The sequence below is a fragment of the Wolbachia endosymbiont (group A) of Limnophora tigrina genome (assembly GCF_964263225.1).
Taxonomy (GTDB): domain Bacteria; phylum Pseudomonadota; class Alphaproteobacteria; order Rickettsiales; family Anaplasmataceae; genus Wolbachia.
This window is the reverse complement of record NZ_OZ181654.1, coordinates 333,223-358,614: the sequence shown is the minus strand read 5'-3', so window position 1 is coordinate 358,614 and position 25,392 is coordinate 333,223. Positions and strand designations below refer to the sequence as shown.

At 36.3% G+C, this 25,392-nt stretch carries 27 protein-coding genes and 1 pseudogene; 5 read left to right on the top strand and 23 right to left on the bottom strand.

All coding sequences use genetic code 11. From position 1 onward, the window contains the following. Nucleotides 1-11: 11 nt before the first annotated feature. From ACE38P_RS01755 to ACE38P_RS01655, 21 genes and pseudogenes are all read right to left on the bottom strand, one after another. Nucleotides 12-347, bottom strand: a pseudogene (locus tag ACE38P_RS01755) (hypothetical protein); the annotation flags it as partial. A gap of 6 nt (nucleotides 348-353) precedes the next feature. Further along, nucleotides 354-2,267: a DUF4815 domain-containing protein gene (locus ACE38P_RS01750; protein WP_374699407.1), complete on the bottom strand. Its 1,914-nt coding sequence runs from the start codon at nucleotides 2,265-2,267 to the stop codon at nucleotides 354-356. A 15-nt stretch (nucleotides 2,268-2,282) separates the two neighbouring features. Further along, nucleotides 2,283-2,960 (bottom strand): hypothetical protein, encoded by a 678-nt coding sequence (locus ACE38P_RS01745; RefSeq protein ID WP_262986342.1) that lies wholly within the window; start codon nucleotides 2,958-2,960, stop codon nucleotides 2,283-2,285. A gap of 20 nt (nucleotides 2,961-2,980) precedes the next feature. After that, nucleotides 2,981-4,198 (bottom strand): phage tail protein, encoded by a 1,218-nt coding sequence (locus ACE38P_RS01740; RefSeq protein ID WP_374699823.1) that lies wholly within the window; start codon nucleotides 4,196-4,198, stop codon nucleotides 2,981-2,983. A 6-nt stretch (nucleotides 4,199-4,204) separates the two neighbouring features. Continuing rightward, on the bottom strand, nucleotides 4,205-5,002 hold the full coding sequence (locus ACE38P_RS01735) for a baseplate J/gp47 family protein (protein ID WP_374699406.1): 798 nt from the start codon (nucleotides 5,000-5,002) through the stop codon (nucleotides 4,205-4,207). Next, a complete protein-coding gene (locus ACE38P_RS01730) occupies nucleotides 4,999-5,337 on the bottom strand; it encodes a GPW/gp25 family protein (protein WP_374699405.1) in 339 nt (112 codons plus the stop codon). The genes ACE38P_RS01735 and ACE38P_RS01730 overlap by 4 nt, the downstream gene beginning before the upstream one ends. 5 nt (nucleotides 5,338-5,342) lie before the next feature. Further along, the gene (locus ACE38P_RS01725; protein ID WP_374699404.1) at nucleotides 5,343-5,597 is read right to left on the bottom strand and encodes a PAAR domain-containing protein; all 255 of its coding nucleotides are present in this window, start codon (nucleotides 5,595-5,597) and stop codon (nucleotides 5,343-5,345) included. An 8-nt stretch (nucleotides 5,598-5,605) separates the two neighbouring features. Then, the gene (locus ACE38P_RS01720; RefSeq protein WP_374699403.1) at nucleotides 5,606-6,061 is read right to left on the bottom strand and encodes a phage baseplate assembly protein V; all 456 of its coding nucleotides are present in this window, start codon (nucleotides 6,059-6,061) and stop codon (nucleotides 5,606-5,608) included. Then, nucleotides 6,048-6,515, bottom strand: a complete 468-nt coding sequence (locus ACE38P_RS01715) for a hypothetical protein (protein WP_374699402.1) — start codon at nucleotides 6,513-6,515, stop codon at nucleotides 6,048-6,050. The genes ACE38P_RS01720 and ACE38P_RS01715 overlap by 14 nt, the downstream gene beginning before the upstream one ends. After that, complete coding sequence (locus ACE38P_RS01710; protein ID WP_374699401.1) at nucleotides 6,512-6,991, bottom strand: phage tail protein; 480 nt, start codon at nucleotides 6,989-6,991, stop codon at nucleotides 6,512-6,514. Before ACE38P_RS01710 ends, ACE38P_RS01715 begins: the two co-directional genes overlap by 4 nt. Continuing rightward, on the bottom strand, nucleotides 6,984-7,304 hold the full coding sequence (locus tag ACE38P_RS01705; RefSeq protein WP_374699400.1) for a hypothetical protein: 321 nt from the start codon (nucleotides 7,302-7,304) through the stop codon (nucleotides 6,984-6,986). The genes ACE38P_RS01710 and ACE38P_RS01705 overlap by 8 nt, the downstream gene beginning before the upstream one ends. A 73-nt stretch (nucleotides 7,305-7,377) precedes the next feature. Beyond that, on the bottom strand, nucleotides 7,378-8,382 hold the full coding sequence (locus tag ACE38P_RS01700; protein ID WP_374699399.1) for a major capsid protein: 1,005 nt from the start codon (nucleotides 8,380-8,382) through the stop codon (nucleotides 7,378-7,380). A 43-nt stretch (nucleotides 8,383-8,425) separates the two neighbouring features. Then, on the bottom strand, nucleotides 8,426-8,797 hold the full coding sequence (locus ACE38P_RS01695; RefSeq protein ID WP_374699398.1) for a head decoration protein: 372 nt from the start codon (nucleotides 8,795-8,797) through the stop codon (nucleotides 8,426-8,428). Nucleotides 8,798-8,953: 156 nt separating this feature from the next. Continuing rightward, nucleotides 8,954-10,024, bottom strand: a complete 1,071-nt coding sequence (locus ACE38P_RS01690) for a S49 family peptidase (RefSeq protein WP_374699397.1) — start codon at nucleotides 10,022-10,024, stop codon at nucleotides 8,954-8,956. Then, nucleotides 10,025-11,434: a phage portal protein gene (locus ACE38P_RS01685; protein ID WP_374699396.1), complete on the bottom strand. Its 1,410-nt coding sequence runs from the start codon at nucleotides 11,432-11,434 to the stop codon at nucleotides 10,025-10,027. Then, nucleotides 11,434-12,465 (bottom strand): YhcG family protein, encoded by a 1,032-nt coding sequence (locus ACE38P_RS01680; RefSeq protein ID WP_374699395.1) that lies wholly within the window; start codon nucleotides 12,463-12,465, stop codon nucleotides 11,434-11,436. Before ACE38P_RS01680 ends, ACE38P_RS01685 begins: the two co-directional genes overlap by 1 nt. 26 nt (nucleotides 12,466-12,491) lie before the next feature. Further along, nucleotides 12,492-12,716 (bottom strand): gpW family head-tail joining protein, encoded by a 225-nt coding sequence (gpW, locus tag ACE38P_RS01675; protein ID WP_374699394.1) that lies wholly within the window; start codon nucleotides 12,714-12,716, stop codon nucleotides 12,492-12,494. Beyond that, nucleotides 12,709-14,535 carry a phage terminase large subunit family protein gene (locus tag ACE38P_RS01670; protein WP_374699393.1) on the bottom strand — a complete coding sequence of 609 codons (1,827 nt, stop codon included), beginning with the start codon at nucleotides 14,533-14,535 and terminating at the stop codon, nucleotides 12,709-12,711. Before ACE38P_RS01670 ends, gpW begins: the two co-directional genes overlap by 8 nt. Next, nucleotides 14,532-16,001 carry an ankyrin repeat domain-containing protein gene (locus ACE38P_RS01665; RefSeq protein ID WP_374699281.1) on the bottom strand — a complete coding sequence of 490 codons (1,470 nt, stop codon included), beginning with the start codon at nucleotides 15,999-16,001 and terminating at the stop codon, nucleotides 14,532-14,534. The genes ACE38P_RS01670 and ACE38P_RS01665 overlap by 4 nt, the downstream gene beginning before the upstream one ends. 18 nt (nucleotides 16,002-16,019) lie before the next feature. Next, complete coding sequence (locus ACE38P_RS01660) at nucleotides 16,020-16,493, bottom strand: hypothetical protein (RefSeq protein ID WP_374699815.1); 474 nt, start codon at nucleotides 16,491-16,493, stop codon at nucleotides 16,020-16,022. A 129-nt stretch (nucleotides 16,494-16,622) separates the two neighbouring features. Continuing rightward, nucleotides 16,623-17,093 carry a Holliday junction resolvase gene (locus ACE38P_RS01655; protein ID WP_264376793.1) on the bottom strand — a complete coding sequence of 157 codons (471 nt, stop codon included), beginning with the start codon at nucleotides 17,091-17,093 and terminating at the stop codon, nucleotides 16,623-16,625. Between the two features lie 888 nt (nucleotides 17,094-17,981). Between ACE38P_RS01655 and ACE38P_RS01650 the strand changes: the two genes are divergently transcribed. From ACE38P_RS01650 to ACE38P_RS01630, 5 genes are read left to right on the top strand one after another with little or no spacing between them, the layout of a single operon-like run. Further along, nucleotides 17,982-18,473, top strand: a complete 492-nt coding sequence (locus ACE38P_RS01650) for an RNA polymerase sigma factor (RefSeq protein ID WP_374699282.1) — start codon at nucleotides 17,982-17,984, stop codon at nucleotides 18,471-18,473. Between the two features lie 49 nt (nucleotides 18,474-18,522). Continuing rightward, nucleotides 18,523-19,320 carry an ATP-binding protein gene (locus ACE38P_RS01645; protein WP_374699283.1) on the top strand — a complete coding sequence of 266 codons (798 nt, stop codon included), beginning with the start codon at nucleotides 18,523-18,525 and terminating at the stop codon, nucleotides 19,318-19,320. 23 nt (nucleotides 19,321-19,343) lie between these two features. After that, complete coding sequence (locus tag ACE38P_RS01640; protein ID WP_374699392.1) at nucleotides 19,344-19,832, top strand: hypothetical protein; 489 nt, start codon at nucleotides 19,344-19,346, stop codon at nucleotides 19,830-19,832. Then, nucleotides 19,829-21,055: an AAA family ATPase gene (locus ACE38P_RS01635; RefSeq protein WP_374699391.1), complete on the top strand. Its 1,227-nt coding sequence runs from the start codon at nucleotides 19,829-19,831 to the stop codon at nucleotides 21,053-21,055. Before ACE38P_RS01640 ends, ACE38P_RS01635 begins: the two co-directional genes overlap by 4 nt. Nucleotides 21,056-21,070: 15 nt before the next feature. Continuing rightward, nucleotides 21,071-23,086, top strand: coding sequence for an AAA family ATPase (locus tag ACE38P_RS01630; RefSeq protein ID WP_374699390.1), 2,016 nt, complete (start codon nucleotides 21,071-21,073; stop codon nucleotides 23,084-23,086). 12 nt (nucleotides 23,087-23,098) lie between these two features. On the opposite strand, the gene ACE38P_RS01625 is transcribed toward ACE38P_RS01630, so the two are convergent. Beyond that, nucleotides 23,099-24,208 carry a hypothetical protein gene (locus ACE38P_RS01625; protein WP_374699389.1) on the bottom strand — a complete coding sequence of 370 codons (1,110 nt, stop codon included), beginning with the start codon at nucleotides 24,206-24,208 and terminating at the stop codon, nucleotides 23,099-23,101. After that, a complete protein-coding gene (locus ACE38P_RS01620; protein ID WP_374699388.1) occupies nucleotides 24,174-25,370 on the bottom strand; it encodes a hypothetical protein in 1,197 nt (398 codons plus the stop codon). Before ACE38P_RS01620 ends, ACE38P_RS01625 begins: the two co-directional genes overlap by 35 nt. Between the last annotated feature and the right edge of the window lie 22 nt (nucleotides 25,371-25,392).

Below are 25,392 nucleotides of genomic sequence, written 5' to 3'. Positions count from 1 at the left end.
CTGCTGAACGGATACCTTTCAGCAATGACAGTTTGTAGGGGTATTCCCACTGCTGTTTCTCTAATCTGGACAACAACACGTTTTTTGCCGTTATTTATAAACCATAAGTCTGTACCTCCTATATGCCTACTTTCATTCAAGGTAAATGTTTGCGCTAAAGGATCAACTCGTCTTGCTGCTATAACTCTTCTTCTTTCTTCTATGGTAATAGTTTTTTTGCCAGTATAAGTTGTTTCTCCATAACTTCCTTTATCCCCATAAAACTGTACTAATTTAGTACCTGCTGGAATATTTGCCGGTACTTTCACTTTTCCCTTTAATTTTCCCTGGTTGTTAGCTGTTAACATCTTTTTTTACGCTGTGGGTTGAATAATTATTCCGTCAAATTTTATCTCTTTAAGCTTCTCATTTGGCTCAAAACCTTCAATCTCAAAATCTTGTACTGCTTCTCTCATAAATTCAGCTTCATATGAATTACTTGACAATAACTCTGTTGTTTCTCTAGTATTAAATTCTCTTGTTACTGGACTTGACCAATTGGTCTTTATTTCGGTCCAGTGATCGGTGTTTTTGTTCATGGTAACTTTTGCCGGTACTGGATCAAATGCCTGATATGGATTGATCTTTACCTCACCAGTCTGTAAAAGCTGCTCCAATACTGGCTCAAGTTCATACGGCAAAAGATATGGTTTTTTCCCCTTTTCAACATCAATAATTTCCACGTTTATCGGTAATATTAGCTCCTTGTTTACTATTGCTGCAAACTGAACAATTCCTTGATCACGCATATCATCATCAAAGAAGGGATCAACAAATACTCCTTTTTTTGTGGTAGGTTCTCTTGAATTTGCATCACTACGTAGACGCTCCTCTGCAACTAGCGCATAAAGATCTCTTATTCCACTCTTCATTGCTTCGAGTTCATTCATCGGTACAGCATGAATAGCATTATTCACTATCTTTATTTTCCCCTCTTCCCCTTCTTTCCACGTTTGGTGAATGTAGCAGAGCAAAAGTTGTCCGCTAGGCGCTTTTGGCATTGATGGTTTCCAAGGATGAGCTATGCCTTTTATTCTTCTTACCACTCCTTTTGCATCTATGGTAATTAAATCAAAGCGTGGCATTTTCCAGGTGTAATCAATCAGAACCAAGCTGTTATCAACTGCTCCCCTTACTTTACATCCTTGTTCATTTATATCTTCAGGGCTCACCTGAGTACGACAGCGATAAGTTATTTGATAACTACTCCCAGGCGCTGGTTCTTTCCCTGCCAATGACCAATCAATGTTTCCTGCGTTTAGTTTATAATCTACACTATTTTCATAAATTACATCACCTTGTTTTATTTGAATAATCTCCAGTACTGCAGAGTCAGGTATAGGATCTACAACTCCAGAGTATGAACCATGCGTCATGGTAATAGTTTTCTGAACAGTTATATCTATCCTTTTTATCTCACTAACCGGAAAATCATTAACTTTAAGCTCCATTACTCCTTGGCTTGGCTGAAAAGTATGGGATTCTGATTCAACTGATTTTATATCTGGATCTTCATCAAAAGAAACACGGATACTGTGAGGAAGTTCAATCTCATAGCCATCAACATGAGCTTTGCCCTCATTAATCACAAATATTTGTGCCCCTTTTTCTTCCCTCTGCAAAAACATTACTTCAAGGCCATTTACGACGTAGGAACCATTTGCCTCCTTGTCATAACGAGCAAGTGCAGTGGTTACTATGTTTGCCTGTGGTGGCGGTGAATACTGAACAAGAACTCCGTTTTCAATGTTATAAATTGGATAAAATTCCCCATTTGCGGAGTTAACAGTAACACTCTCTGCTTGATAACCCCAAATGGTGGAAACTTTAAGCCTTGCAGCTCCAACTTCTTGATAATTACGCGTACCAACTGCAGGATCACGAAGATTTTCGTCCTCAAGCTCTGTAATGGTTGATTCTACATAATAAACACCTATACGCACTGTGGTACTCAGTGGAATAATAAATTCTTCTTTTTCGACTTTTCTAACTGCTCCACGAAGGTAAATTTTTCCAGCTTCAAGTGTAACTTTTTCTCCGTCTATGATACAATTGCTTCCTGTTATAACATCACCATCACGAAATATCGCATCTCCTATGCCTTTAAGCTTAGAAAGAGCATAATCTTGAATCTCATTTAATTCTGCTGACTGCAAACCTCTTCCTGCAAGGAACAAGCTTTTTTCGTATTCTTTGTCAGAGCGATTATAATAGTTATTCAAGGTCATCTTTTTTCCCTTTTGCTAAAATGTAACGACAAATGAAAAAGTTTCGCGGGTTGCTGCGGTTCTGATAAGTGGTACCGTGTGTTCTAAAACTAACAAAATTCCCGGGTCTTCTATATCTTTTGGTTCAAAATACTTCTGTCCAGGCGGTACTTTCTCTTTTACCTTAGTACCAACCATAACCCCAAGCTCTCTGATTACTTGATTTGCTGCGTCCGTGAAATCGAAAGTAAATTTAAGGTACAAGTTATTGGTTGGTACATTTGAGGGCCTAAACCTTCCAGAAGGAGTTACAAGTTCGCCGTTTTCATCACCTGTGCAGAAGAGTATCTCATCAACAACACGACGTCCAACTTCCTTAATTAATGTTGCAGAAGTAATGAGTTCCTGTGGTGTATCTTGAGTATACTCTATGGTCACCTCTGCAATGGAGCTGTTTTCTGTGCGCTTAATAACACCAGTGCTGCTATCAACTGTATAATCAATACTTGGCTGATAAATTATCTGTCCTGTAGTAACCTTCACATCTTTGACGGGGTGGTGATCTAGGGCTATTTTGCCGCCTGCTGCAAAAGTTTTTTCAACTTTGTAGCTGCTTTCCCAGGTAGAATCTCCAGATCCCCAAGCAAGATGTATTGGTTGCTCTTTTATGCTCGCAGCAATAGCTGCTCTGCCTGATTGTGTGAGTACTGACATAGTTGATTGTGCAGTTGATATTATGTATATACAAGATCCGTAGAAAAAACGTCCAATTTTTTTGCAATAATAGGATCAAAATCTTTCCAAGGGCGATTTAAGTGGCGATTTTCATGCCAAGTAACCATACCTAGATAGAATGCTGCTACGTAATTTTCTAGCTCATGAATGGGATCTTTCTGTTTTGAATCTGAATCATTTTGACAATCAACATGATATTCCATTAAATTAGACTCTATTATTCTTTGATCAGTAAAACTCTTTGCTTCGTAGTAATAAGTTATACTAAACCGCTCTAAAATTGGTGTGCATCGAAAGTTCCAAATTTGCTCAGAAAGTTTATCTTCACTTAAGTGAAATGTATGCTCTATTTCTTCATAAGTAGTTGATGCAAAACAAGCATTTATACCCCCTAAATTCCAACTATCTGACAATACTACCAATGCTTTAGCAAACTTAATTTCTGGCAATAAACTCTGTGGTAGAGGGTATAGTGCTTTTAAGTTGTACCACTGATGACTTCTTTTATATATACCGTTGTAATTCTTCGTGTGAGGCTCTGTCTCTCCTAATATTGCAACATCTAACCTATATAAATCATTACTGTAACTTCTATCATAATGTGATCTAAAAGTGCCAAATTTAAATCTTGGATTTCCTATTTTTAGCTCAAATGAGTTTTTTCTTCCAAACGATAACACTGGTCCTTCTTTTGCTATTTTTACACCCGAGTAGTCTGAAAGAAAATCTCCAAAAATACTTTCATCTAACATAAACCGCTGAGCATTGTAACAGTTATTGAATATTCGCATTAATCGAGATCTTGCAGGTGCAGAAAGTTTTGCCAGAGCAACTACACTATCTACAAAAAAATCATTAGGAACATCAGAAATACCAATTTGGAATTCAGCAAAATGCTCTCCTGGTGGTTCTTCTTGAATGGTAATATTATCAATGTTTGCCCACCTAAGCGCCATCTTCAGTGACTGTGGTGTACCGCGCAAACGTTGAAATCTTATTCCGTTTTGCTTAGCTAAGACCCATTCTTTTAATGCACTCTTAGTAGCTTTCTTACCCCAGGATAAAATTTCCCCCAAGCCGTATTCCGCTACTAGCCACGGCAACATTTCAGTCTGTGGGTTAAATTTAAATCCCCGTAGAGAATTTGCATCAAGAGAATAATTAATTATGTCTGTAAGTATTTGCTCTTGCTTTGAAGCATTTGGAGGAAGTATCACCAATTTTTACCTAACACTTAAATTATTTAAAGTAACGCATTCATTATCTTGCACGACGATGTCTTCTATCGGCTCTGTAAGCTCTATATTCTGCATACCTTCTATAAAGAGGTGGGCAATAATCCATGATCTGGTAACATTCCACCCTAAACCTTTAGCAGATTCAAGATCTTTGATAAATTGTTCCTTTGCAGCTTCGATAACATCTTTTGATGCAGTAGGGTAAATATGCACTTTAGCATGAATAGTAATGGGAATAATACCACAGCCAATAACTGTAAGCGTATCTGTTAATACACGAATATCATCGCGAATAACGTGATTTCTGACGATCTCTAGCAATTCTTCTGAAGGTACTCCATAATTTTCTGTGGAAAGTATTGAAATCTGTACACTTCCTGGTATAGGTGATACCACTTGCGCATCTTTTACTCTTGTGTCAGCAGACAACGCATGATAACGATAATGCTCTTTACTTCCTGCTGTTGACCAACCAACAATTTTGGCTTTTATACGCTTTCTTAAGAATTCATCATTCTCTGACTCCTTTCTCAGCACACCATAAAATTCAGCTAAGTGATCAAGGTCATTATCTCTTGCAAAAGCAAGTAAATTTGCCTGTGCTGCATCATTAATCCTTTGTCTCAGCAGTAGTTCACGCCAGGCTGCCACTTCCAGGATTTTTATTGCTGGATCACTCTCAGTTAGCGCAGAAAAATTTTTATCTCTATGAACTAACTCTTCTTTCATGCGAGAAAAGATTTCCTCAAATTTTAATGTTTCAACAACATTTGGTGTTTTCATTCTACTACAATACCATCAAGGCGAATTGGCTCTCCATTTGGCAGATATATTCCTTCTAAAATAAGAGTTACCTTGCCTTCTTTAATTTCTGTTACTTGTACACGTTTAAGCTTAAATCGACGCTCCCACTTTTCCAGTGCTTCTGCAACTGCTGCATAAACCTCTTGTGCAAAACCTGGTGCAATTGGGTGATCAACCAGTTCAAACAATCTTGATCCATAATCTCGACGCATAACACGACTACCAATTGGTGTAGTTAAAATATCAACTATTGATTGTTTTAAATGCTCTATACCACTGATTCTTTTGCCAGTTTCAGAACTCATACCACGCATATTATTTACCCTGCAAAAACGTTATCACTCCCTTCTTCTGCTATTGCTCCACAGGAAATTAGGTCACCAGTACGAGCAACAGCTTTGCCATTTGCAAACACTGCTTTCGACCCTTGTGTCATTACTTTTCCTTCACTAAAATTATCTCCTTGCCTACAGAAAGGTCTTCCGTTTATAAATACATCTCTGCTTCCACTTATACAAAAATGCGGCAACGTCTCTTCACAGTGATCTCCTAGGCGTATAACTGATTTATTCATTCCTTTCCCTAATTTAGATTTATTCTTTTTGCTTTTAGTTTTATTTCGCTCTTTGTCATCTCTACGCTTGATTCCCCAACCTTCAGTGTTATCTTGTCTACTACTTCAATCTCTAAATGATGCTTCCCTTTATCATATGTAAACCTTGTCCCATCTTGAAATTTTACACTATTTACTTCCTTTTTATTCTCTGGAGGAGGGCATTTTTCCTGATATATTGCCGGTAACACCACCCCCAAAGACAATTCTCCCAATGGTGATAATACTATTACCTGTTCATCAATATTTGGTGGTGACCAACTTTCAGCTCTATTTGTTATCCATGGAAGAAAATCTGTTAAAAATTCTCCTATTTTAACTTTTACTTTAGCTTTTTCATAATCTATTTTTTTGACAATGCCTATACGGACAATGTTGGCCAATTTCCTCCGCAATTCTGAAATTGCAAAATTACTTTCCAACATTCACATCGATTAAATGAGGTTTTATTTTACTCACTTCCCAAATTGATTGCCCTACATGCAATTCGTGCACCCAGTCTACCATCCACACTAAATATGCATCGAGCTCTGGCCTAAAATCATCTCCTCCTCCTGATATAAATTCTCCTGGTGAAACATTTTTCACGTTCCAAGTATTTTTATTTACTACTCTTGCAACCTCAGCAGCTAATGTTCTGACAATAATAGCTGCATTTTCTATTGTACTATCAATCACAATTCGTGCCTCAAACCTTGCCCTCAGCGCTAATTCTTCTGTTCCTGGATCATGTCCTTTTTCAAATCCGCTAAGTTCCACAAATACCGCCGGTGCTACTAATTCTTTCCTTATTGCTGGATAAATCTCACATATTTGTATCAGTGGTATTTCTTCCTTTAACTTAGTGCAAATTTTGTCATGCAAATCCTTCCAATTCATACTCTGTAGCTCAATTCACATTCAAAAAACTTTGCAAAGACTTTCTCAACTTCATAATTAACAAGATTCTCTATTATCCTTGAAGCCTCAGGTTCAAGTGGTAGTTTAACTTCCTGTATTGGCAGTGCTGTTCTTCCTATACGTTTAAAAATACCACGATAGCCTCTTGGCATCGTTGCCATAAATGTACCATCAATTGCTGCTCTTATTTTCGTTTGTTTTATATTAACATCATACAGATATGCTCTAATTAAAACTTTCAAGGCGCTTTTCCTTGCCTTGATAATTCTTAATCTCTTTCTAATTATTTTTAGGCTAATTTGCTTTTCTTGACTAATTTCTCGGACAGCATGAGATTTTAACCATAATGCCGTTTTGTTCAGCGCTCTTACTGCTGCCAGTTCTACTTTAGCTTTATTGGTATCAATATTTTGAATAACCTTATCGATATTATCACTAATTTCAATACTAAACATCTTTCTCTCCAAGTACTGTACATTTTATATTCCATACTATTCCTGAATTATCTCGCAGCGGTGGAGAATATACTTTATATTTACGACCATCAATAACAAAAATATCTCCCACCATTGGCCTCAGTACATCAAAAACGCTTACCTCAAGAAAAAGCATCTCCCCCACAAATTGTCCTTCACCAACTTCATAAAGTTTATCTGGCTGTTGCTTTAGTACTTGTACCATGTATGACTTATCCTTTGACTCATATAAAGCTACTTTTCCTAAATGGGCAAAACAATCTTCAAATAATCGCTTAATATTTTCTCGCATTCTTCAAGCTTTCATAAGTATGCTAATAAGGTATATGCTGGTAGAGTCATTCTGTACCTTGTAGTTACTCTACCTATGCTGCAACAACTTTGATTAATGTTCCTGGTCTGTGGCACATTGGCAATGGATTTGACTGCGTATGTAAATCGGTCCCTCTATCAAATCTTCTTGGCTCTTGTTTTGCATATAATGGCTGACCAAGCGTATTCACCGTCTCATTAAAGTCTGCTGGCGCAAAGTAAGTAGTAAATGTGCTTGCTGTACCAAGTGGAAAACAGTGTCCTGTATCTCTTTCTATAAATCTTCTTACGGTTCCTTCAGGGTCGGTTGCTTGTCCTCTATACTCCTCAAACGTTATTCCACAGAATGTAAATCCTGACCTCATATCATTCCGAAGCGCTGCTCCTTCTTGCCATCTTTCATATGCTTCTTTCACTTTACTATGCGAAGTTAATGCATCAAAAAACTCAGGGCTTACCAAGGCATGAATTCCTGTCATATATTCACCACTTAGGTTGTCTTCTATATGCCGCAATACTTCCAGACACTTACGTTTTACATCTGTTGTTGCTGTTCCAAGGGCAAAATTTACTACTTTTGGTATGATTTCAAATTCGTTGTACAGATTTAATAATTCACTGCCATCAGCATCCAAAATTATTCCCTTCAGCGCTCCCATCCGCAAATGTTCTAACGTTATCGCATGTTTGTTTCTCATTAGCTGCAAATGATCAGTTATTACATCTGCTAGCGCTTTAAGTTCACTCTCTGATCCAAATGCCCTTATTCCTTGTACTTCTTCTGGCAGCACTACATCATCATGCGGAATGTGCGGAATCGTAAATGTTCTTACCTTTCTTTTTCCTCTTTTTCCCACTGTTGCTGGTGCTCCTGGTACTTGTGTTGGCAATAGACTTAAAACTCCGTTGTGTTCTTCTATGGTAATATGTCTAAATCTTACTGACCTACTTGGAAACAAATTTAAATTCTCAACTCGTCCATAATTTATCGGCAATATATTTATCGCATTTGTTAGTGCCGTCATGCTAAATGCTGTATTTGTAAATGGATTTTGCATTTTTTCTCCCTTTTTTCCTATTAATGATGTTTTTAGTAACTCGTTAAACTCCCTTGCGGATGATAATACCTCGTGCTTCAAGTTGCTTTATTGCTGCAGCTTTCTGCTCTTCAGTGATATTTGCTGGCCATATAACTGCATGATCAGCTAACATTGCTATACGTGTAATGATTACTGCTTTGGTGGTTTCCGTTGCATTTACATCACTTGTTATTACACCTATCGCTGTTTGCGTTCCATCCGTAGCTGCTGGATTAAGTACCCTAATAAAACCATCGTCTGTCTTCTTCGCAACTACTGCACCAAGCTTAATATTTTGACCTTTTGCTACTGTTATTTGGTCTCTTGAATATAGACTTGATGCCTCATACTTTAATAAGTCACCTAGATTATTTTGCTCAGTTATACAACTCATAAATTTTTCTCCTTGATTGCTTACCGCCGCTTTTGTTAGTCGGCGGTTTGTTTGCCGCGGGTTGCTATATGTCGCGGTAAAAGATATGTTACTCTATAATTGGCTATTCTGGCGCATTTTGAACACTTATTTACCGCGGCGATTATATACCGCGCATCAAATGCCCCGACTTTTCGCTACCTGCATCATCAAGTCTTCTGGTGTATTTTGCGGTATTGTACTCATTATCTCTGTCTTCTTCGTTCTCTCCGTCAGTATCGACATTAATATTTCTTGGGCTTGTTTTGCATTTACATCCTGCTCAATAAATTCTCCTATTTTCTCTGGCATCTTTGATAAATTACATAATCGTATTACCTCTAATACTTCCTTGCGGCACCTCTCATAACCTATTCGTTTTGATTCTTCCATTAACTCATCAGCATCGATGGTGTGGCCCTTATAGTTAAATTCAGCTTTACTCATATTGTTTCTCCTATAATTATCTATAAATTCAGAAAACGTTGTGATTCCATCAGCAAGTCCTATCTCTATTGCTTTTTCTCCAAAATATAGCCCTGCTTCCGTTGATTTGATTTTCTCTGTGGACAAATTTCTGTTTCGTGCTATGAGCTGGACAAACATCTCATACAGGCGATTTACCTCTTCTTTTAAGCTTTCCATACTTTCTGATGTTATTGGCTCATGCGGATTTAAATCGTTTTTTCGACTTCCTGCAAATACTGTCGTATATTTTATTCCCTGTTTTTCATCAAAAGCGCTTTGATCGATATGACTTGCTATTACTCCTATACTTCCTATCCCAGATGTTCTGCTTACAAATACTTTTTCAGCACTTGATGCAATTGCATACGCTGCAGAATACGCATCATCATTTGCTATCGCCACAATCCTCTTTTTTGTTCTTGCTTCGTAAATAAAGTCAGAAAGGTCAAATAAACCGTTTACTTCCCCTCCTGGGCTGTCTATGTTCAAAATTATTGTTTCTACTTCTTCATCTATTAAAGCTTCTTCTATCTCTTCACGTATCTTCTCATATGATGTCATCCCTAAAATATCGTCAAAAGCTTCTGAATTCTTCGTCAAGATTCCATGTATTGGTATTACTTTTATTCCCCTTTCACTATTTTTTACTGCATGTTTTATGTTTTTAAACGTGCCGGCATGTAATGACAATAAATCAAAGCTTCTTTGCTCTATCATCATTGGCTTATTAATCCAAGTCATTTATATTATCTCAGTATTAGTATTTACATTCGTATCAAAACTTAAGCCCAGTTCACTTGCACGTCTTTGATCTTCAGCAATTTCTTGGTCGATTTCTTCTATATCGTAACCCAGCTCTGATACTACTTCTGACCTACTTTTAAATCCATTTCTTACTGCCATTTGCTGCGCTTGCTGGTCTTTCAGCGGGTCCACCCAATCAAATCCTTGTGCTATCCATTTTACCTCTTTTTTCGTCCATTCTTCGCCTATATCTAGTTCTCCGGAAAGTAGGGCTAACTCTATCCATCTATCCCATACTGGCCGGCAAAACTGAAATACCATTATGTTATGCTGTAACATTCCGCACCTCCGCCGAAACTCTATTAACCCTGCTCGGATTGATGAATAATTGACACCTGTTAAATCTCCTGTTAGCTGCTCATACGTTATTCCCATGCCTACTGCTATTGCTCTGAGCTGCTGCCTCATAAATGCTTCATAACTTCCTCCAACATCAGATGGTTCCGAGAACTTGATATCTTCTCCGGGATCAAGTAATTGCATAGTCCCTGGCTCTAAACCTGATAGTGCTACTCCATGCTCATTACTCTCACCTTCACCCATGATATTTGCTTCAGGATCAAGTCTCGTAATAAATCCTGCAAACATCGCTGCTGTTTTCTTTCTCACCAGCTCTGCATCATCGTATTGATCAAGTTCGTAGAGCTTTAAAAGTACTGTAGAAAGCCACGGTATTCCTCTTATTTGCCCAGGTCTTAGTGGTCTATAGATATGTAAAACATCGTTCGCTGGCACCCTCACTGATTCGCCAAATGATCCTTCACCTGGATGTTCTCGAAAAAGGTAATACGCTTCTCTTTGCCCAAGCCTGTTAAACTCAATACCGTTTCTTATTACATTACCATTTGCTAGAGTTTGATTGCTTTTGTTATCTAAATGCTCTGATTCCAATACTTGCAGTTGCAACGGCACACAAAGTCCATCTTCTCGTTTTCTTGTTCGGAGTCTTACAAAACATTCCCCTCCTTCTATCATGCTCCTACAAACCAAAGCTTGTAATCCATAAAAATCACTCACTCCGCTACTGTCTGCTTCATCTGTCCATCTCAGCCATAACTCTTGCACTTTTTTTCGAAATTTTGCATCTCTTGCTTTTGATTGCGGCTTTATTCCTGTTCCAATAGAGTTACTTACTATTGTATCAATTATATTTGCAGCGTAAGGATTTTTTCTTACCATGTCACGTGATCGACTACGTAAGTGCTCAAGGCTGTGAGACAGCAAATTATTTATACTTCCTGATTCTCCCTGCCAATACATCACTCTTCTTCCAGATCCGGCCCCATCCCATGCTGAGCTCTTGATTTTTGGTTTGCGGAATAATTGTTTGAATGATTTTAATAGCATTACTTTTCTTGATCTGAAACTTTAGATAACTCAGCTTCTAATTCCTCTATCGTTGGCAAAGCTGTTTTTATATTCTCTGGTAGATTTTCAGTAACTCGATATTCTGCAAGTCCTATTGGTTTGGTCATATCCTTTAGCGTGTATTTTGCTAGTACATCATTTTTAGATTTACATAAAATCAATCCTATAGATGGCTGATCTGTCTCATGTTTTAGCAAGTCATCTACTGCTGAAAGGTAGAAATTCATCTTACCAGCGTACTCTGGTTTAAACTTATTATCTTTCAATTCAATTACTATGAAACAACGTAATTTCAGATGGTAAAACAATAAATCAACAAAAAAGTCTTCATCACCAACATCTAAGTGAAATTGCCTACCGACAAATGCAAATCCTTCACCAAGTTCTAGCAAAAACTTCTCCATGTGTCCTACAAGACCTTTTTCTGCTTCTCTTTCATGAGCATCCTTTCCTATACTTAAAAAATCAAAAATATATGGATCTTTTAATGTGTAATTTGCTAAATCTGATTGAGGCGAAGGTAGCTTCTCTTTAAAATTAGTGATAGCCTTTCCCTGACGCTTATGTAACCCAAGTTCAATCTGCATTACCATGATGTTTCTTGACCAGCCATGTTCAATTGCTTCTTTTATATAAAACAACCTTGTTTCGCGACTCTCTATCTTTTCCAAAAGAGTAACATTGTGGTACCAAGTCAATTGTGCAAGAGGCTCCTGCACAAATTCAATATCAGAATACTCCTCAGCAAACTTACGCATATACTTTAAATTTCTAGGACTAAAACCTTTCATTTCTGGAAATGCACTTCTCAAATCCTTACTCAATTGGTCAATCACTTTGGCCCCCCAGCCATATTCTTTTTGGCGCTTTAAGATCTCTGTACCAATATGGTGATAAAGCACAATAAGCTTGCTATTTACTACTAGTGCTGCTTTATAACGACTAGTAGCAATCTGTTCTTTCAGCTGCTCTAAAAATTCTGTATATTCTTTTGCTATAATTTTTGTCATACGGTTCCTTTCAACGACTTTTATCATTATATGATCCCCTTACTCGTTGAAAAAACAATCTTTCTCTTTTGCTTTATACCTGCAATTTTCAATTCAGCCTTAATACGTTGCCGTAGATTCAGCAAGTCATTTATCTGGACTTCAGCATATTTCACAACATGGTCACCATATGTAATTGATACTACTCTTTCGCCACTCTGAAGCTTTTGAATTGCCTGTTCAACCTGAAACAAATACTCTTCGTTATACATTTTTCAACCACTTACTCTGTCTCACTTTTTTAGGTTTTTTACTTTCTATTTTTACACTTAAACTATTCCATTTACTCTCTGGCCATCTGTCTATTCCCAGTGCTATCGATGCTGCTCTTGCGTAAATTCGGCAATCTAGTACTTCATTTCTTTCTCTTACCTTTTGCCACTCTTGTTTGGTGTATCCTTTCACTACCTTGCTGACTAATTGCTCTGCGGTTAGCTGCTTAAAATATTCAGGTGCGTACTCAGGAAAATGACAATATCCTGGCAGTGTTTCTTCACCATCTTTTAAAACATTAAGTAATTGAAAAAGCTCTGACTTTAATATCGATACTCCAACTGGCCATAGCTTTATTCCTCTTTTCAGCTTTTGTCCTCCAACTGTTATATCTACTCTACTTGGGCTGCTAAGTGGTACTAGTGCTTTATTTACACCTTTGACTGCCATTACTTTCCCAGATCCTTGATGACTCCTTACCCAATTGTATACTTCCTGTGTTGCATACCCTGCATCAACCGCCATCATACTTATCATATATTCAAGCCCATTTTCACCAATAAAATGATGATTGAGTAATTCTGAAAGCTTTCCCCATACTTCTCCTCTTCCTGTATCACCTTCAAATACTCGGTAGTCTATTGACCAATTTTCACGGCTTTTTCCCCAGGCTACAACTTCTACTTCTAACCGATCTTTTTGTACATCTACTCCTGCAGTAAGTACCACTTCTCTCCTAGGTACTGTGCCTACGGGAAAAAATCCTCTCCTATTAAATAATTGCTTCCAGTCTGGTACTTCTCCTTTATCTACCCAAGTTTCTCCTAGCGTGGTATTTATCCAAACTTTCAGTAATTGTTCACTTTCTTTTGCATGGAGAAAATCCTCTACTGCTTGTTGCCAACTATACCAGCCTACTGGACTATACAAACTCGATAAATGAAACCCTTTTTTTTCACCTTTTATTGGATTGGTAGGCCTCCACTCTCCTCTAGCTAGCATCTCTGTTTTTTGATGATTTTCTATTTTGCCGTTACACTCTATACACACATAGTGCGCTGTATTTGGATTTTTATCTTTCCACTTTATTTGTGGCCATTTCAGCACCTGATAGTGATCACAATGTGGACAAGGTACAAAAAAGTATCGTTTATCTGAACTCTCAAACTCTCTCTCTATTCTGCTTATTCCGTGAACCGTTGGCGTTGAAACCAAGAATATTTTTCGCCGCGTAAATGTATTAGTTCGAGCAATGCTGAGCAAAACTGGATCTCCTTCTCCTCCTGAATCCCCTGGATACGCATCTACTTCATCAAGAAAAAGATATTTTACCGGCATAGATCTCAGTCCTACACTGCTGTTTGCTCCAGTTATTACTACTATTCCACCTGGAAATTCCTTACTTTGCACAGTATTCCCTGAATCTCTTGACCTTGGGTCTTTTACTTTATTTTTTAAACATGGCGTACTTTCAATCAGTGGCGCAAATCTTCCCTTTGACCAACGCTTTCCCATTTCGACTGTTGGCTGCACAACTAACATTGGACCTGGTGTTTGATCGATAATATAGCCAATCCAATTGTTACCTGCTTCTGTTCCCCCAATCTGCGCTCCTTTCATGAATACTACTTTTTCTGCTGGTGAGGACGGAGAAAGTGAATCCATGATTTCTTTTAAATAAGGAGTTCTTTCCGTTCTCCATTTCCCTGGCTCTGATGCTGCAGTTGCTGCTAAAACTCGATACTCATTCGCCCACTCTGATACTTTAAGCTGGGGATCTGGTCTTAAACCTTCAGAAAAAGCTCTAGCGTATATCATTGTCTGCATCTACTCATAACTGGTTCTATCTCGACATCATTAACAATAGAACTACACTCCTCCATCTCCATAAACATCTTTTTCTGAAATTCCTTTTCTATATATCTTTTGCTCATCTCACTTATCATTATTGCTATAACAAGAGCAAATATCCCTGTTATTGTTGCAAAAATGATTGCACTGCTTATTGTTGTTGCTGTTAAACCTATATATGCTGCCATTGCTACTGCACTTACTGAGGTAAAAACACAGATCACATTGTTGTATTTTCTTACTTTTGCATCTCTATGTTCTATACACCTATAATAAACTGGTACAGACTTGCCTATCTCGTCTGGTAATTTGATGCTCTTTTCTTTAAATAAAGTTTTTAGCAACTCTAAATTATTTGACTTGATTGCTAAGTGCAGAACAGGTGTATAATTTGCTCCTTTTTTCAGCAATAACTTTACTACATGTAAATGCCCTTTTTCCGCAGCAAGGTAAATCGGTGATAAACCTTTATTATTTACAATATCAATATCGATTTCTTCTTTTAAAATTGTATCTACAATCTCAATTTCTCCTCTTTGTGCAGCTAAATGTAGTAGACTACTCTTTTCAGAACCGTATTTATTACTTATCAAAGCCTTCTTTATCTCAGGTTTAGCGTAATCAAATGGTGTCTTGCCGCTATCGTCTTTTACCAGAGGGTCTATATCTTCTCGCGTTAGTAAAACCTCTATTGTTTTAAGTCTTTCAGCGTAATGTAGTGGCGTTTTATTTTCGTAATCTTGTAAATTGACTTGAGCATTAGGCTCCTTTATTAAGCATTTGAGGATATCAAGACATAAGTCTCTTTCATCGTAATTAGTATTACTTACAGCTATATGCACAGGTGATAATTTCATCGAGTTTTGTCCTACACGTGCGCTATTTACATCTGCTCCTAGCTCCAGTAATAACTTTACTATCTCCAATTTTTTGTTGTTAACTGCATAGTGCATTGGTGTCTGATTTCGTGCATCAAAAACCTCGATTTCAGCTTTTCCTTCTCTTATCAAAATCTTTACAACTTCTGCATGTCCTATCCCTGCTGCTAGATGTAATGGCGTATGATGCAAAGCATTTCGTACATTAACGTCAATACCTTTTCCTATCAAATATCTCACTGCATTAACTTCACCTATCATTGCAGCTAAATGAAGTAAGCTATCTTGTTCTGACCCGTACTTGTTATTAATTAGCGCTTGTAATATTTCTGCTTTTTTCCCTTCTTTGGCGTAATCAAGAGATGTTTTACCTTCATTATCTTCCACAAAAGGATTAATATTCTTCTTCGTGAGTAACAAATCCACCATGCTTAATTCATCAAATTCTATAGCGCAATGTAGTGGGGTTTTTCCGTTTAACCCTCTGACATTAACATCTAATCCAGGTTGATTGATTAAACACTTTATTAACTCTAAACTTAAGTTATCAGCCATTTTGTATTCAAAATCTTTTTATATTTTAAATTTAGCGTTAGATAATTCTTCAAGTGAGTTTGTAATCTCTTCAGTTAGCGCCATATGAATCTTTTCAGTCTCACTCAGTGATGCAAGCAGCGCTGAAACTCTATTTGGAATATTAAGCAAATTATTACGGACAACTCTTGCTACATTAAATGCTTCAGTTTTTACCTCTTCAATTGACACAAATTTGCCTACTTCAGCTTTCACTTTAGCTTCCAAAAGTTTACCACGCTCCGTTTCATTTTTTATTCGCGTTTTTAGCAATATCGTTGAAAGTTTTTCTCCATTCTCTTTTCTTCTCAGTGGTTGACTTGGATCACGAACAGCTTTCAGAGCTTCATTTGCTTGCTCTCGGTCAATGAGTCCATCTTCCAGTTCAACAATTCCTTTCTTCGCTAAAGAACAAACATATTGCCTCGAAAACCCTTTTTCTCTTGCCCATTCTGCTTGAGTAATTCTCACCATTTTTCTCCTTTTTTGGCACTGATCAGCTATAACTGCACAAGTAGTCAACATTTAAAATATCTCTGACGCTAAAGAAGGCCTGGGGTTGGGACCACCAAACCCTCCATTCTGGCCGAAAGGACCCACTTTTTATGATATTTTTAATACACTAAAATCTTTACTAAAATTCATAACATAGAACATTAAAGCTAAAGAATCTGCTTCATTATCATCTGTTGGACAAAAACCCTTTTCCTGTACTGCCTCAATGACATCAGCTTTACTTGCATTGCCTTTGCCTGTTATAAAGCGTTTGATAGTTTTCACAGATACACCTTTGTATGGCACATGATGTTCTTCACACCAAGCAGAAAGGTGTGCTAAAAACCCTCCATAGATATGTGCAGCATCAGTTCCTAAGTGTCTTCTCACTTCTTCAAAGTACACAACTTCAATACCTGGAAATTTATACTTAAGTGCATTAAGCCAATTACGAAAATTTAAAAACTGCATTCCACCACCACTAAACCTGCTAACATGAAAACTCTTACTTCCACTTTGTACTATTCCATCATGTAAAATAGTCCAACCAGTTTGTTTACCAAGATCTAGTGTGAGCATTTCCTTTCAATTGCTGAGTACATATATATACAAGATTTGAAAAAATTACGTCCAAAAAATCTTTAATTTTCGAAATTTAACAACTAACATGAAAACTCTTTTACAGCAGTTTGTTTGCCAAATCTTTCAATTGCTGAGTACATATATATACAAGATTTGAAAAATTTTCGTCCAAAAAATCTTCAATTTTTGAAAAATTTTTTATAATTAACTCTTTCTTGAAGATGTTTATTTAAAAACCTTACTTACCCTAAACATGATTTTTCTACTTTCAGAGGTTCTTTTATTATTCTAATCTGATATTTTATATGTTTTTATATATGTGTATATTTTTATATATGTATTATATATATATATTATATATAAGGGTTTCAGGAAGCTAGAATCCTCCATATTGGCGGACTTCAGATATGCCGTTCCTAGGAACGGTTTTAGGAACGCATGGTGAAAACCCGCCATACAGGCTAGTTTTAGATTCCTGATTCCTAATTCCTGATTTAGGAATCCAGTAATTAGGAACGGAACTTAAGGTTATAGAGAGCATACTTTTCAACTATTTTCCTCTTAAAAATTTAAGCTATTCTTTTAATAGCGAAATCCACATTTTTAGCTCTTTAGGTGATATTGAATTTCAAAATATGAAATTCTTATATATTTTTAATATAACTTTAGGAAGCCTGAGCTACCCATTCTTTGAAATCCATTCAAAATAGGTTCTAAAAACCTGAACTGTATTATTTTAAATTGCACCGGTATTATTCTCAAAAAAAAATAACAGAATATCAATAGATTAAAAATCGCATCAGTATTATTTATTTTTGCTCCTGTCCTACATAAGGGCATTAATAACTCCCATCCTTAAAGCATTAATTTGTTTTAGGGAAAATCATGAAATTAAAAAATATAGCTATAATTGTTAAAAACGTAAAATACCAAGCCTATAGACTAAAACTTGCCAAGTGCTTTATTGATGAGAATAACGAAGACCTTGAGCAAGAACTCTTCTGTGAAATTTGGCCATGCCTTGATCAGTATGATGAAGATAAAAGTAGCTTTAACACCTTTGTAGCAAGATTAACTGAAAATAAAGCTATTAACCTGTTAAAGAAACAGCGATGTGCAAAACGTGACATCAATAACTATATTAGCACTGATGTAACAGAGCTACTTGAGAGTGAAATAACAAAACGCATTGATGTAGACTATATGATCTCGGTTTTACCAAAGGAATGGCAAAATATATGTGAGCAACTTAAGTTTTTCAACTTACATGAAGTTGCCAAAATGAACAACGTTTCAAGAACCACTTTAAACAATATTATCAAGAAGATACGTGCCAAACTTTTTCCTATTTACTACGCAGGTAAAAAGAAAAATTGAACAAAATTTTTGCCTTTCTTGTATATATACATCGTAGCATGGATAAATAATGATTCTTAAAATTTTGAATAATAATGAAAGATTGCAAACAATATCAAGTGTAAAGATGGTCATCTTTGGTCCTTATGGTATTGGTAAAACAAGTCTCCTAAAGACTATAGATGAACCAACACTTTGCCTTGATTTTGAAGCAGGGCTTCTTGCCGTTCAAGACTGGCAAGGAGATTCAATAAGTGTTCGCACTTGGAATGAAGCTAGAGATATTGCTTGTCTTATAGGCGGTTCTAATCCTGCATTAAAATCTGATCAAGCATACAGCCAAAGACACTATGAACATGTATCTAGTAAGTACAAAGATCTTTTCTCTGAGTTTTCTAAATACCGATGCATCTTTGTAGATAGCATAACCGTTGCTTCACGTTTATGTCTGTTATGGGCAAAAATGCAACCTGAAGCTTTTTCTGAGAGATCAGGAAAACAGGATATGAGAGCTGCCTATGGATTACTTGCTCAAGAAATGATGGCTTGGCTCAATCAATTTCAACATATCAGAGATAAGGACATCATTATAGTTGGCACTTTAGGTCAATATCTCGATGACTTCAATCGTCCAGTTTGGCTACCTCAATGCGAAGGAACTAAAACTGCTAGTGAAATTCCTGGGATAGTTGACGAAGTAATCAGTATGGTTGGAATCAAGAAAGATGATGGAACGGAGAAGCGCTCTTTTGTTTGCCACACTTTAAACCCTTGGGGATACCCAGCTAAAGACCGTAGTGGACGCCTGAGTATGGTTGAAGAACCGCATTTAGGCAAGCTGCTTACAAAGATTAAAAGCAAGTTTTAAAATTTAAACATGGAGAGTGATATATGTTACAAAACCTATTAACTGATTTTAACACTGTAAAACCGCAAAGTAGATTGATACCAAAAGGTACAATAGTAAAGGTAAAAATGACAATCAAGCCTGGAGGTTATGAGCATTGGTTTACTAAAAGCCCCACTACCGGTAGCATTTATTTAAATACAGAATTTACCGTTATTGAAGGTTTATATGAAAAGCACAAGATTTACCAAATAATTGGTATTAAAAGTAATAAAGCAGAAGATACTTGGGGAGAAATGGGTCGCTCTATGCTTCGCAGTATCTTGGAATCGGCACGCGACATTCATCCACATGACAATTCAGAAAGTGCAATCCTTGCTCGTAAGCTAAATTCAGTTGCAGAATTAAATGGCTTAGAGTTTACAGTAAAGGTAGGTGTTATAACTGATGAATATGGAGAAAAGAACAAAATTGCTTCAATAGTTACTCCGGAATACCGTAAAAATTATGAAATTGACAGAATACCATTTTGAAGTACGACGAGGAAAAGCTTTGGTCTGCTGTCGTTACTAGAGGTATTCAGGACTCAGTAGGAAAAAACCCAAAGCTAAGAGAAGAAGCAATTAATTGGCTGAATTCAAAATCTTTTGAAACTGTTTGTGAGCTAGCTAATCTCAACTTTAAACGTATAAAAAATATGTATGGGAGTTTTATGTCTAAAAAGCAAGAAAAGATAAAAGCATTATTAATCGATAATATCAAGGAGTGCCTTTCTTACCTACTTCCAAATGGTGAGTTTTACCGAGAAAAAACTTATATTGGAGACTTAAATGGAAATACAATTACAGTTAAAATAGTAGGTAAGGAAGCTGGTGATTGGCGTAATTTTACTGAAGGAACTGGTGGTGATATTATTGATCTTTGGATTTTAATTAAGGGTGATATATATTCTGCTAGAAAGTGGCTCAATAAAAAATCAAAGAGTGGAGAAAAAAAAGGGGGGAAAAGAGAAGAAAAAATATTTTCTGTAAAGCAGTACTTAAATGATCAATCACCAATACCAGAAGACATAATAGCTCCACGAATTCTCACTCCAGGTGGTCTTTTAGTCATTGGTGGTACGCCAAAGGTTGGCAAAAGTTATTTTCTTCTCTCTTTGCTTGCACATCTTGCAGCAGGAGTGTCGTTTCTTAAGATGAAATCAGCAAGGCCACTAAAAATAATCTATCTGCAAAATGAGATGGAGTACAATTACATCAGGGAACGAATACAACAAATCATAACCAATCAAAGGCTGCCAAATCTAGCAGAAGAAAACTTGATTGTTACTACAAAGATGAGATTAACTTTAAACGATGAAGGTATAGAGAGAATAAAAGAGATCATAGGAGAAAAATTTAAAACAATAGACCTTATCGTCTTGGATTCTCTTGACTATAAAAATATGTTTTCTGGCCTGCAAAGCAGAGTAGAAAAACTACGTTCTATAATTAATCCTATGGCTGGAATCATTATTACACGTCACACCAGAAAAGTATCGACAGCTACACTCGCAAAAAGCCCTTTTCAAGCTTTAATTGGTGCTAATGCTTTAAGAAGCTTTTATACATCTGGTATTGTAATGTTTCAACCAAGTAAACGTGCAAATGTCTTGCAAGTAGTATATGAACTAAGAAACGGTAAATCAATACCAGCAAAATTCATTAGCAGAGTAAATGGGCGTTGGCAGAACTCTAAAGTTATAGCTACGGCTTAATTTGTCTGCAAAAACGTGGTAGAGCTAAAAACTCAGCTTCTGCAAAACATCAGATCTTGTCTTTTTCACCTACTACCAAGAGGAACATTTCGTGGCGATAAGTTTTATGTAGGTGATGTACAGGGTAACAAAGGCAAAAGCACTGTAATAGAGTTAACAGGTGAAAGAGCCGGATTATGGAAAGATTTTGCAACAGGAGAAGGTGGTGATATTATTGACCTTTGGGCAACAATACACGGGAAGAATGCAAAAACAGAATTTCCTGAAGTAATGCTCTCAATAAGTGAATGGCTTGGCATCAAAGAAAAAAATAATATTAGAGATCTAGAACAATACCTGACTTGTAGTTGGAACTACTACGATGAAAATAACCAATTGATTGTAATAGTCTACCGTTATGATCCTCCTTTAGAGAAAAAACAATTTAAACCATTTGATGTTAAAAAACAAAGATTCAAAGAGCCAGAGATAAGGCCACTCTACAACATTCTGGGTATTTTAAGGTCCGATAAAGTTGTTCTTGTAGAAGGAGAAAAATGCGCAGAAGCACTTATAGAGAAAGGAATTACAGCTACAACTGCGATGTTTGGAGCAAATGCGCCTATTGATAGAACAGATTGGACTCCGCTAAAAGGTAAACATATTATCATTTGGCCAGACAACGATGAAGCAGGTAATAAATATGCCAAAAACGCTGAAAAGAAGCTTTTAGAACTTGGTGTTGCATCACTTGCTACGCTTAAGATTCCACCGAATAAACCAAGGAGTTGGGATGCTGCTGATTGTCTGTTAGAGGGAATAAATGTTTCGGAATTTATTGAAAAAAACTCAAGAAAAATAATTATTAAACCACCACTTGATATTTTCAGCTGGAGTGTAGAGCGTTTTGTAGGTCCAGTACCAAAGCAAAGATTCTTGGTTGAAGGATTATTTCCTTTGGGTGTAACCTCCATTTTGGCTGCAATGGGTGATACTGGTAAAGGTATGCTACTTCTTGACCTAGCCCTCAAGGTTGCGGGTAGCATAGATCAGGTATGCGGATTTGGTCCACTTGTTACTGAACATGGATCTGTGGTGGTATTTTCTGCAGAAGATGATACAAATGAAATACATCGTCGCTTAGAACGACTTGATCCCAAATGTGAAAGATTAAAATATAAAGATAGGCTATTTATTGTACCACTGCCAAATATAGGAGGATCTTTTGCCATACTTAAGAATGTTCGCGGTAAAGTTGTAGAAATATCTCCAGAATTTGAGTCGGTAATGAAGCAGCTGAGCAAAATAAAGGATTTAAAGCTCATTATATTTGATCCCCTTGCTTCTTTCATTCATGCAGATTTAAATGCTGACCCAGCAGTAGGGGATTATCTCATGTGTTTATTATCTGATTTAGCATGTAGCACTGGAGCTTCAATAATTACTGCACATCATATGAGAAAGCTGAAGGGAGAAAAGCCTATATCAACAGTAGAGCAAGCACGAGATGCTATTCGAGGTACTTCTGCTCTCGTAAATGGAGTCAGGTGTTCTTTTGCTTTTTGGCCTGTTGAAGATATGACTAAACCAATGATTTTTAGGTCAATTGGAAAAATCCCAAGACAAAATGCACTATTTTATGGAGCTGTTGTTAAAGCAAATGGCCTGGCTGATCGTACCATACGCACTTACCTAAGAAATGAAGAAACAGGGCTATTGGAAGACATTACTGAACAATTAAAAGCTCAAAATATTAGCGATAAAGATCTTAAAATATATCTTATTGATTCAATTGCGCGAGCTGCTATTTCAGGACATCCATTTACTCATACAGGAAGTGCAGGAATACATAAACAACGACATAGATTGCCTGAAGTTTTTCATAGTATGGGAAGGGATAGACTAGAGCGTATAGTGCAAGAGCTTTTACAAGCAAAGCAAATAGTTAAAGGAATGGCTAATGGTTCAAAAGAAGATAAATGGCTTGATGTAAAAACAGGACCATTTGCACGTGGAGTTGGAAAATTTACTCATGGAGCTGAAAATTTTTAAAATCAGGAAATTCTATTTTTTTATAGTCAAAGTAAAAGGGTTAATACGATAACCATATGATGATCTTTGCCAACCAAGGGTTTGTATTACATCATCACGTTCAATATTTAATCCTAATTTCTCAGCAAGTGCAGATTTGATTGTTCTTTGCATCTTATTTAATGGTTTTCTGATTTGATGTTCTAAATCTGCTTCTAAACTAAGTCCCAAGAGTTTTTCTAACTGATTAATATTGAGAAGTGTATGTTTTTCAGGTGGTAACTCTTTCTCACAGTCATGTAAAAATTGCTTGAACAATATTCGAAAAATATTAAGGCATGATGCAGCTTTTTTATTTATAACTTCAATACTATTAACATATACCATACCTTTAACTACTTGTAACTCCAAAAGTTTTGTTGGTATAATTGGTTCAACACGTTTAAGCGAAATATATGAAGCTGGTAAAACTTGCAAAGAAGTATTTTCTACCACCTCTGGTACTCCTCTTTTATCTGCCTCTTGGAATATCTCAGTTACAGTCTTAAGCTGACAAAACAGTTTCACCATTGGCACTACATATAGATTCAGCAATAGATTTGGTATATCTTTTTTTAGAGTGATGAGAACCGTCGGATGGACTCTAAGTTTATCTATAGTTAAAAATATCGCATCAGTACAAAAATCAAGGATTATTAGATTTACAATACGACCTTGATTACAAATATAATAAACTCCTTTTTCCACTTTTTCCCACATAAGTCTTGAATCATTCAACTTTGTTTCAAACCAGTCTACGATTCTCTCTGTATTTAAATATATGGATAAGAGATGAAATCTCTGTTTTTGATAAGTATTAGGCAAAATATGACGAGAGCAGTTTTCACAAATAGCGTCATCACATGCTTCATCAAAGTCTGGATCAATGAAAATCTCATTGCTACAACTTGGATCAATTACATTTGGCCAATCAAGATAATCTTCTTCACAAGAGCAAACAATATAATACCTTTCTTGCATTTGTATCCATCCAAGATCAAATAAGTATCTTGCTGCTTTAATGTGATTTTGACTTGGATTGACCCAAGAACTATTTGAACTTAAAAGATCAGCAATTTGCTCGTGAAAGGATTTTAAGACCATAAGATTGTTCCATATGTTTCTTTAGCTCCTCTCTTTCTTTTTTATTGAGCGGATGCTCTGAATAATAAATTTCCCCACTTGCTTTGAAAGAAAATGTTACCTTTTTGCTTTGAAACATTACTTTAGCTGATTGAATAGATTGTAGTATGTTGCCAATAGCTGGCTTTAAAATATGTAACTCTGGTGCAATAGGATCATATGGCTTTACACTCAAAGTAAGATATGTATTACTATTTTTAAAATAATCTGACTTAAAATTTAACTCAAATATACAAATATTAGGATCAGAACCCTCTATACATGCTTGAAGAAATTTGTGCACTTGTAGTGGAAAGTTCTTATCTTGTATATTTACAAAAGTACATTCGCAGTCGAAATAGCAACTTACAATGCTATTTGCTATTTCCACAGCTTTATTAGTATTTTTAGCACAGAGATTAACCTTTGTACCATCAAGCGAAAAATCTAAAATCATCCACTCAGGTTTATGACCATGAACAACTTTGTTTGAATTAAGCAGTAAATCCATGTCACTTCCTCGGCGTACAAACATATATATTCTATCTTGGTGATGAAAAAAACCCTGCAATTGGTTATCATCCCTAAGTATCTGCTCTACAGTTTCTTGTGACACAAATGCCTTAAATGAAGTATTTATTTGTCTTGGTGGTTTCTGTAGAGCAAATGATACGAAACCTTTCTTTTGCACTTTATCAAAGTGATGGACAGATTTTAGAAGTTCACAATTTATGTGAAATAGTAAAAACAATAAGGATCTTTTATCATACTTGGTATTATTTTTTATCAGATACGACCTCATTAACTCTTGAGTCAGGGCAAATCTTGCTACTTCACTGACTGTAGCCTCAAGTTTTGTACGATCAAAGTAGCTAATGAGATAATAGTTAAAAAGAGAGCCAGAGTAACTAGTAAGTATCTTGCGTTTTTGTTGAGTGGATCTGTCATCGTAGTCTCCATCTTGAAAAAGTTGTCCATTTAAATGATTTTTAAAGCAATGCTGAAAAATAATGCTCAGTTGTTTACCAGAAAGGGAATCTAACCAAGACTGACGTATATTAGAATCCTGAAAACGATCTAATAAAAGGTTAACAGGAACTTCTAAGTCGCTCTCCCAGAATTCGTAACTTGGATGAATATTCATAACAGATTAAATAAGCCATATT

Coding starts and splice junctions, on each gene's coding strand:
- ACE38P_RS01710 (WP_374699401.1), bottom strand. CDS start 6,991: ATGTTTAGTATTGAAATTAGTGATAATATCGATAAGGTTATTCAAAAT.
- ACE38P_RS01620 (WP_374699388.1), bottom strand. CDS start 25,370: ATGAATATTCATCCAAGTTACGAATTCTGGGAGAGCGACTTAGAAGTT.
- ACE38P_RS01700 (WP_374699399.1), bottom strand. CDS start 8,382: ATGCAAAATCCATTTACAAATACAGCATTTAGCATGACGGCACTAACA.
- gpW (WP_374699394.1), bottom strand. CDS start 12,716: ATGTATAACGAAGAGTATTTGTTTCAGGTTGAACAGGCAATTCAAAAG.
- ACE38P_RS01685 (WP_374699396.1), bottom strand. CDS start 11,434: ATGCTATTAAAATCATTCAAACAATTATTCCGCAAACCAAAAATCAAG.
- ACE38P_RS01745 (WP_262986342.1), bottom strand. CDS start 2,960: ATGTCAGTACTCACACAATCAGGCAGAGCAGCTATTGCTGCGAGCATA.
- ACE38P_RS01625 (WP_374699389.1), bottom strand. CDS start 24,208: ATGGTCTTAAAATCCTTTCACGAGCAAATTGCTGATCTTTTAAGTTCA.
- ACE38P_RS01665 (WP_374699281.1), bottom strand. CDS start 16,001: ATGGCTGATAACTTAAGTTTAGAGTTAATAAAGTGTTTAATCAATCAA.
- ACE38P_RS01750 (WP_374699407.1), bottom strand. CDS start 2,267: ATGACCTTGAATAACTATTATAATCGCTCTGACAAAGAATACGAAAAA.
- ACE38P_RS01670 (WP_374699393.1), bottom strand. CDS start 14,535: ATGATATACGCTAGAGCTTTTTCTGAAGGTTTAAGACCAGATCCCCAG.
- ACE38P_RS01650 (WP_374699282.1), top strand. CDS start 17,982: ATGAAATTAAAAAATATAGCTATAATTGTTAAAAACGTAAAATACCAA.
- ACE38P_RS01690 (WP_374699397.1), bottom strand. CDS start 10,024: ATGACTTGGATTAATAAGCCAATGATGATAGAGCAAAGAAGCTTTGAT.
- ACE38P_RS01645 (WP_374699283.1), top strand. CDS start 18,523: ATGATTCTTAAAATTTTGAATAATAATGAAAGATTGCAAACAATATCA.
- ACE38P_RS01720 (WP_374699403.1), bottom strand. CDS start 6,061: ATGTTGGAAAGTAATTTTGCAATTTCAGAATTGCGGAGGAAATTGGCC.
- ACE38P_RS01695 (WP_374699398.1), bottom strand. CDS start 8,797: ATGAGTTGTATAACTGAGCAAAATAATCTAGGTGACTTATTAAAGTAT.
- ACE38P_RS01735 (WP_374699406.1), bottom strand. CDS start 5,002: ATGAAAACACCAAATGTTGTTGAAACATTAAAATTTGAGGAAATCTTT.
- ACE38P_RS01715 (WP_374699402.1), bottom strand. CDS start 6,515: ATGAATTGGAAGGATTTGCATGACAAAATTTGCACTAAGTTAAAGGAA.
- ACE38P_RS01660 (WP_374699815.1), bottom strand. CDS start 16,493: ATGGTGAGAATTACTCAAGCAGAATGGGCAAGAGAAAAAGGGTTTTCG.
- ACE38P_RS01730 (WP_374699405.1), bottom strand. CDS start 5,337: ATGCGTGGTATGAGTTCTGAAACTGGCAAAAGAATCAGTGGTATAGAG.
- ACE38P_RS01640 (WP_374699392.1), top strand. CDS start 19,344: ATGTTACAAAACCTATTAACTGATTTTAACACTGTAAAACCGCAAAGT.
- ACE38P_RS01725 (WP_374699404.1), bottom strand. CDS start 5,597: ATGAATAAATCAGTTATACGCCTAGGAGATCACTGTGAAGAGACGTTG.
- ACE38P_RS01705 (WP_374699400.1), bottom strand. CDS start 7,304: ATGCGAGAAAATATTAAGCGATTATTTGAAGATTGTTTTGCCCATTTA.
- ACE38P_RS01655 (WP_264376793.1), bottom strand. CDS start 17,093: ATGCTCACACTAGATCTTGGTAAACAAACTGGTTGGACTATTTTACAT.
- ACE38P_RS01680 (WP_374699395.1), bottom strand. CDS start 12,465: ATGACAAAAATTATAGCAAAAGAATATACAGAATTTTTAGAGCAGCTG.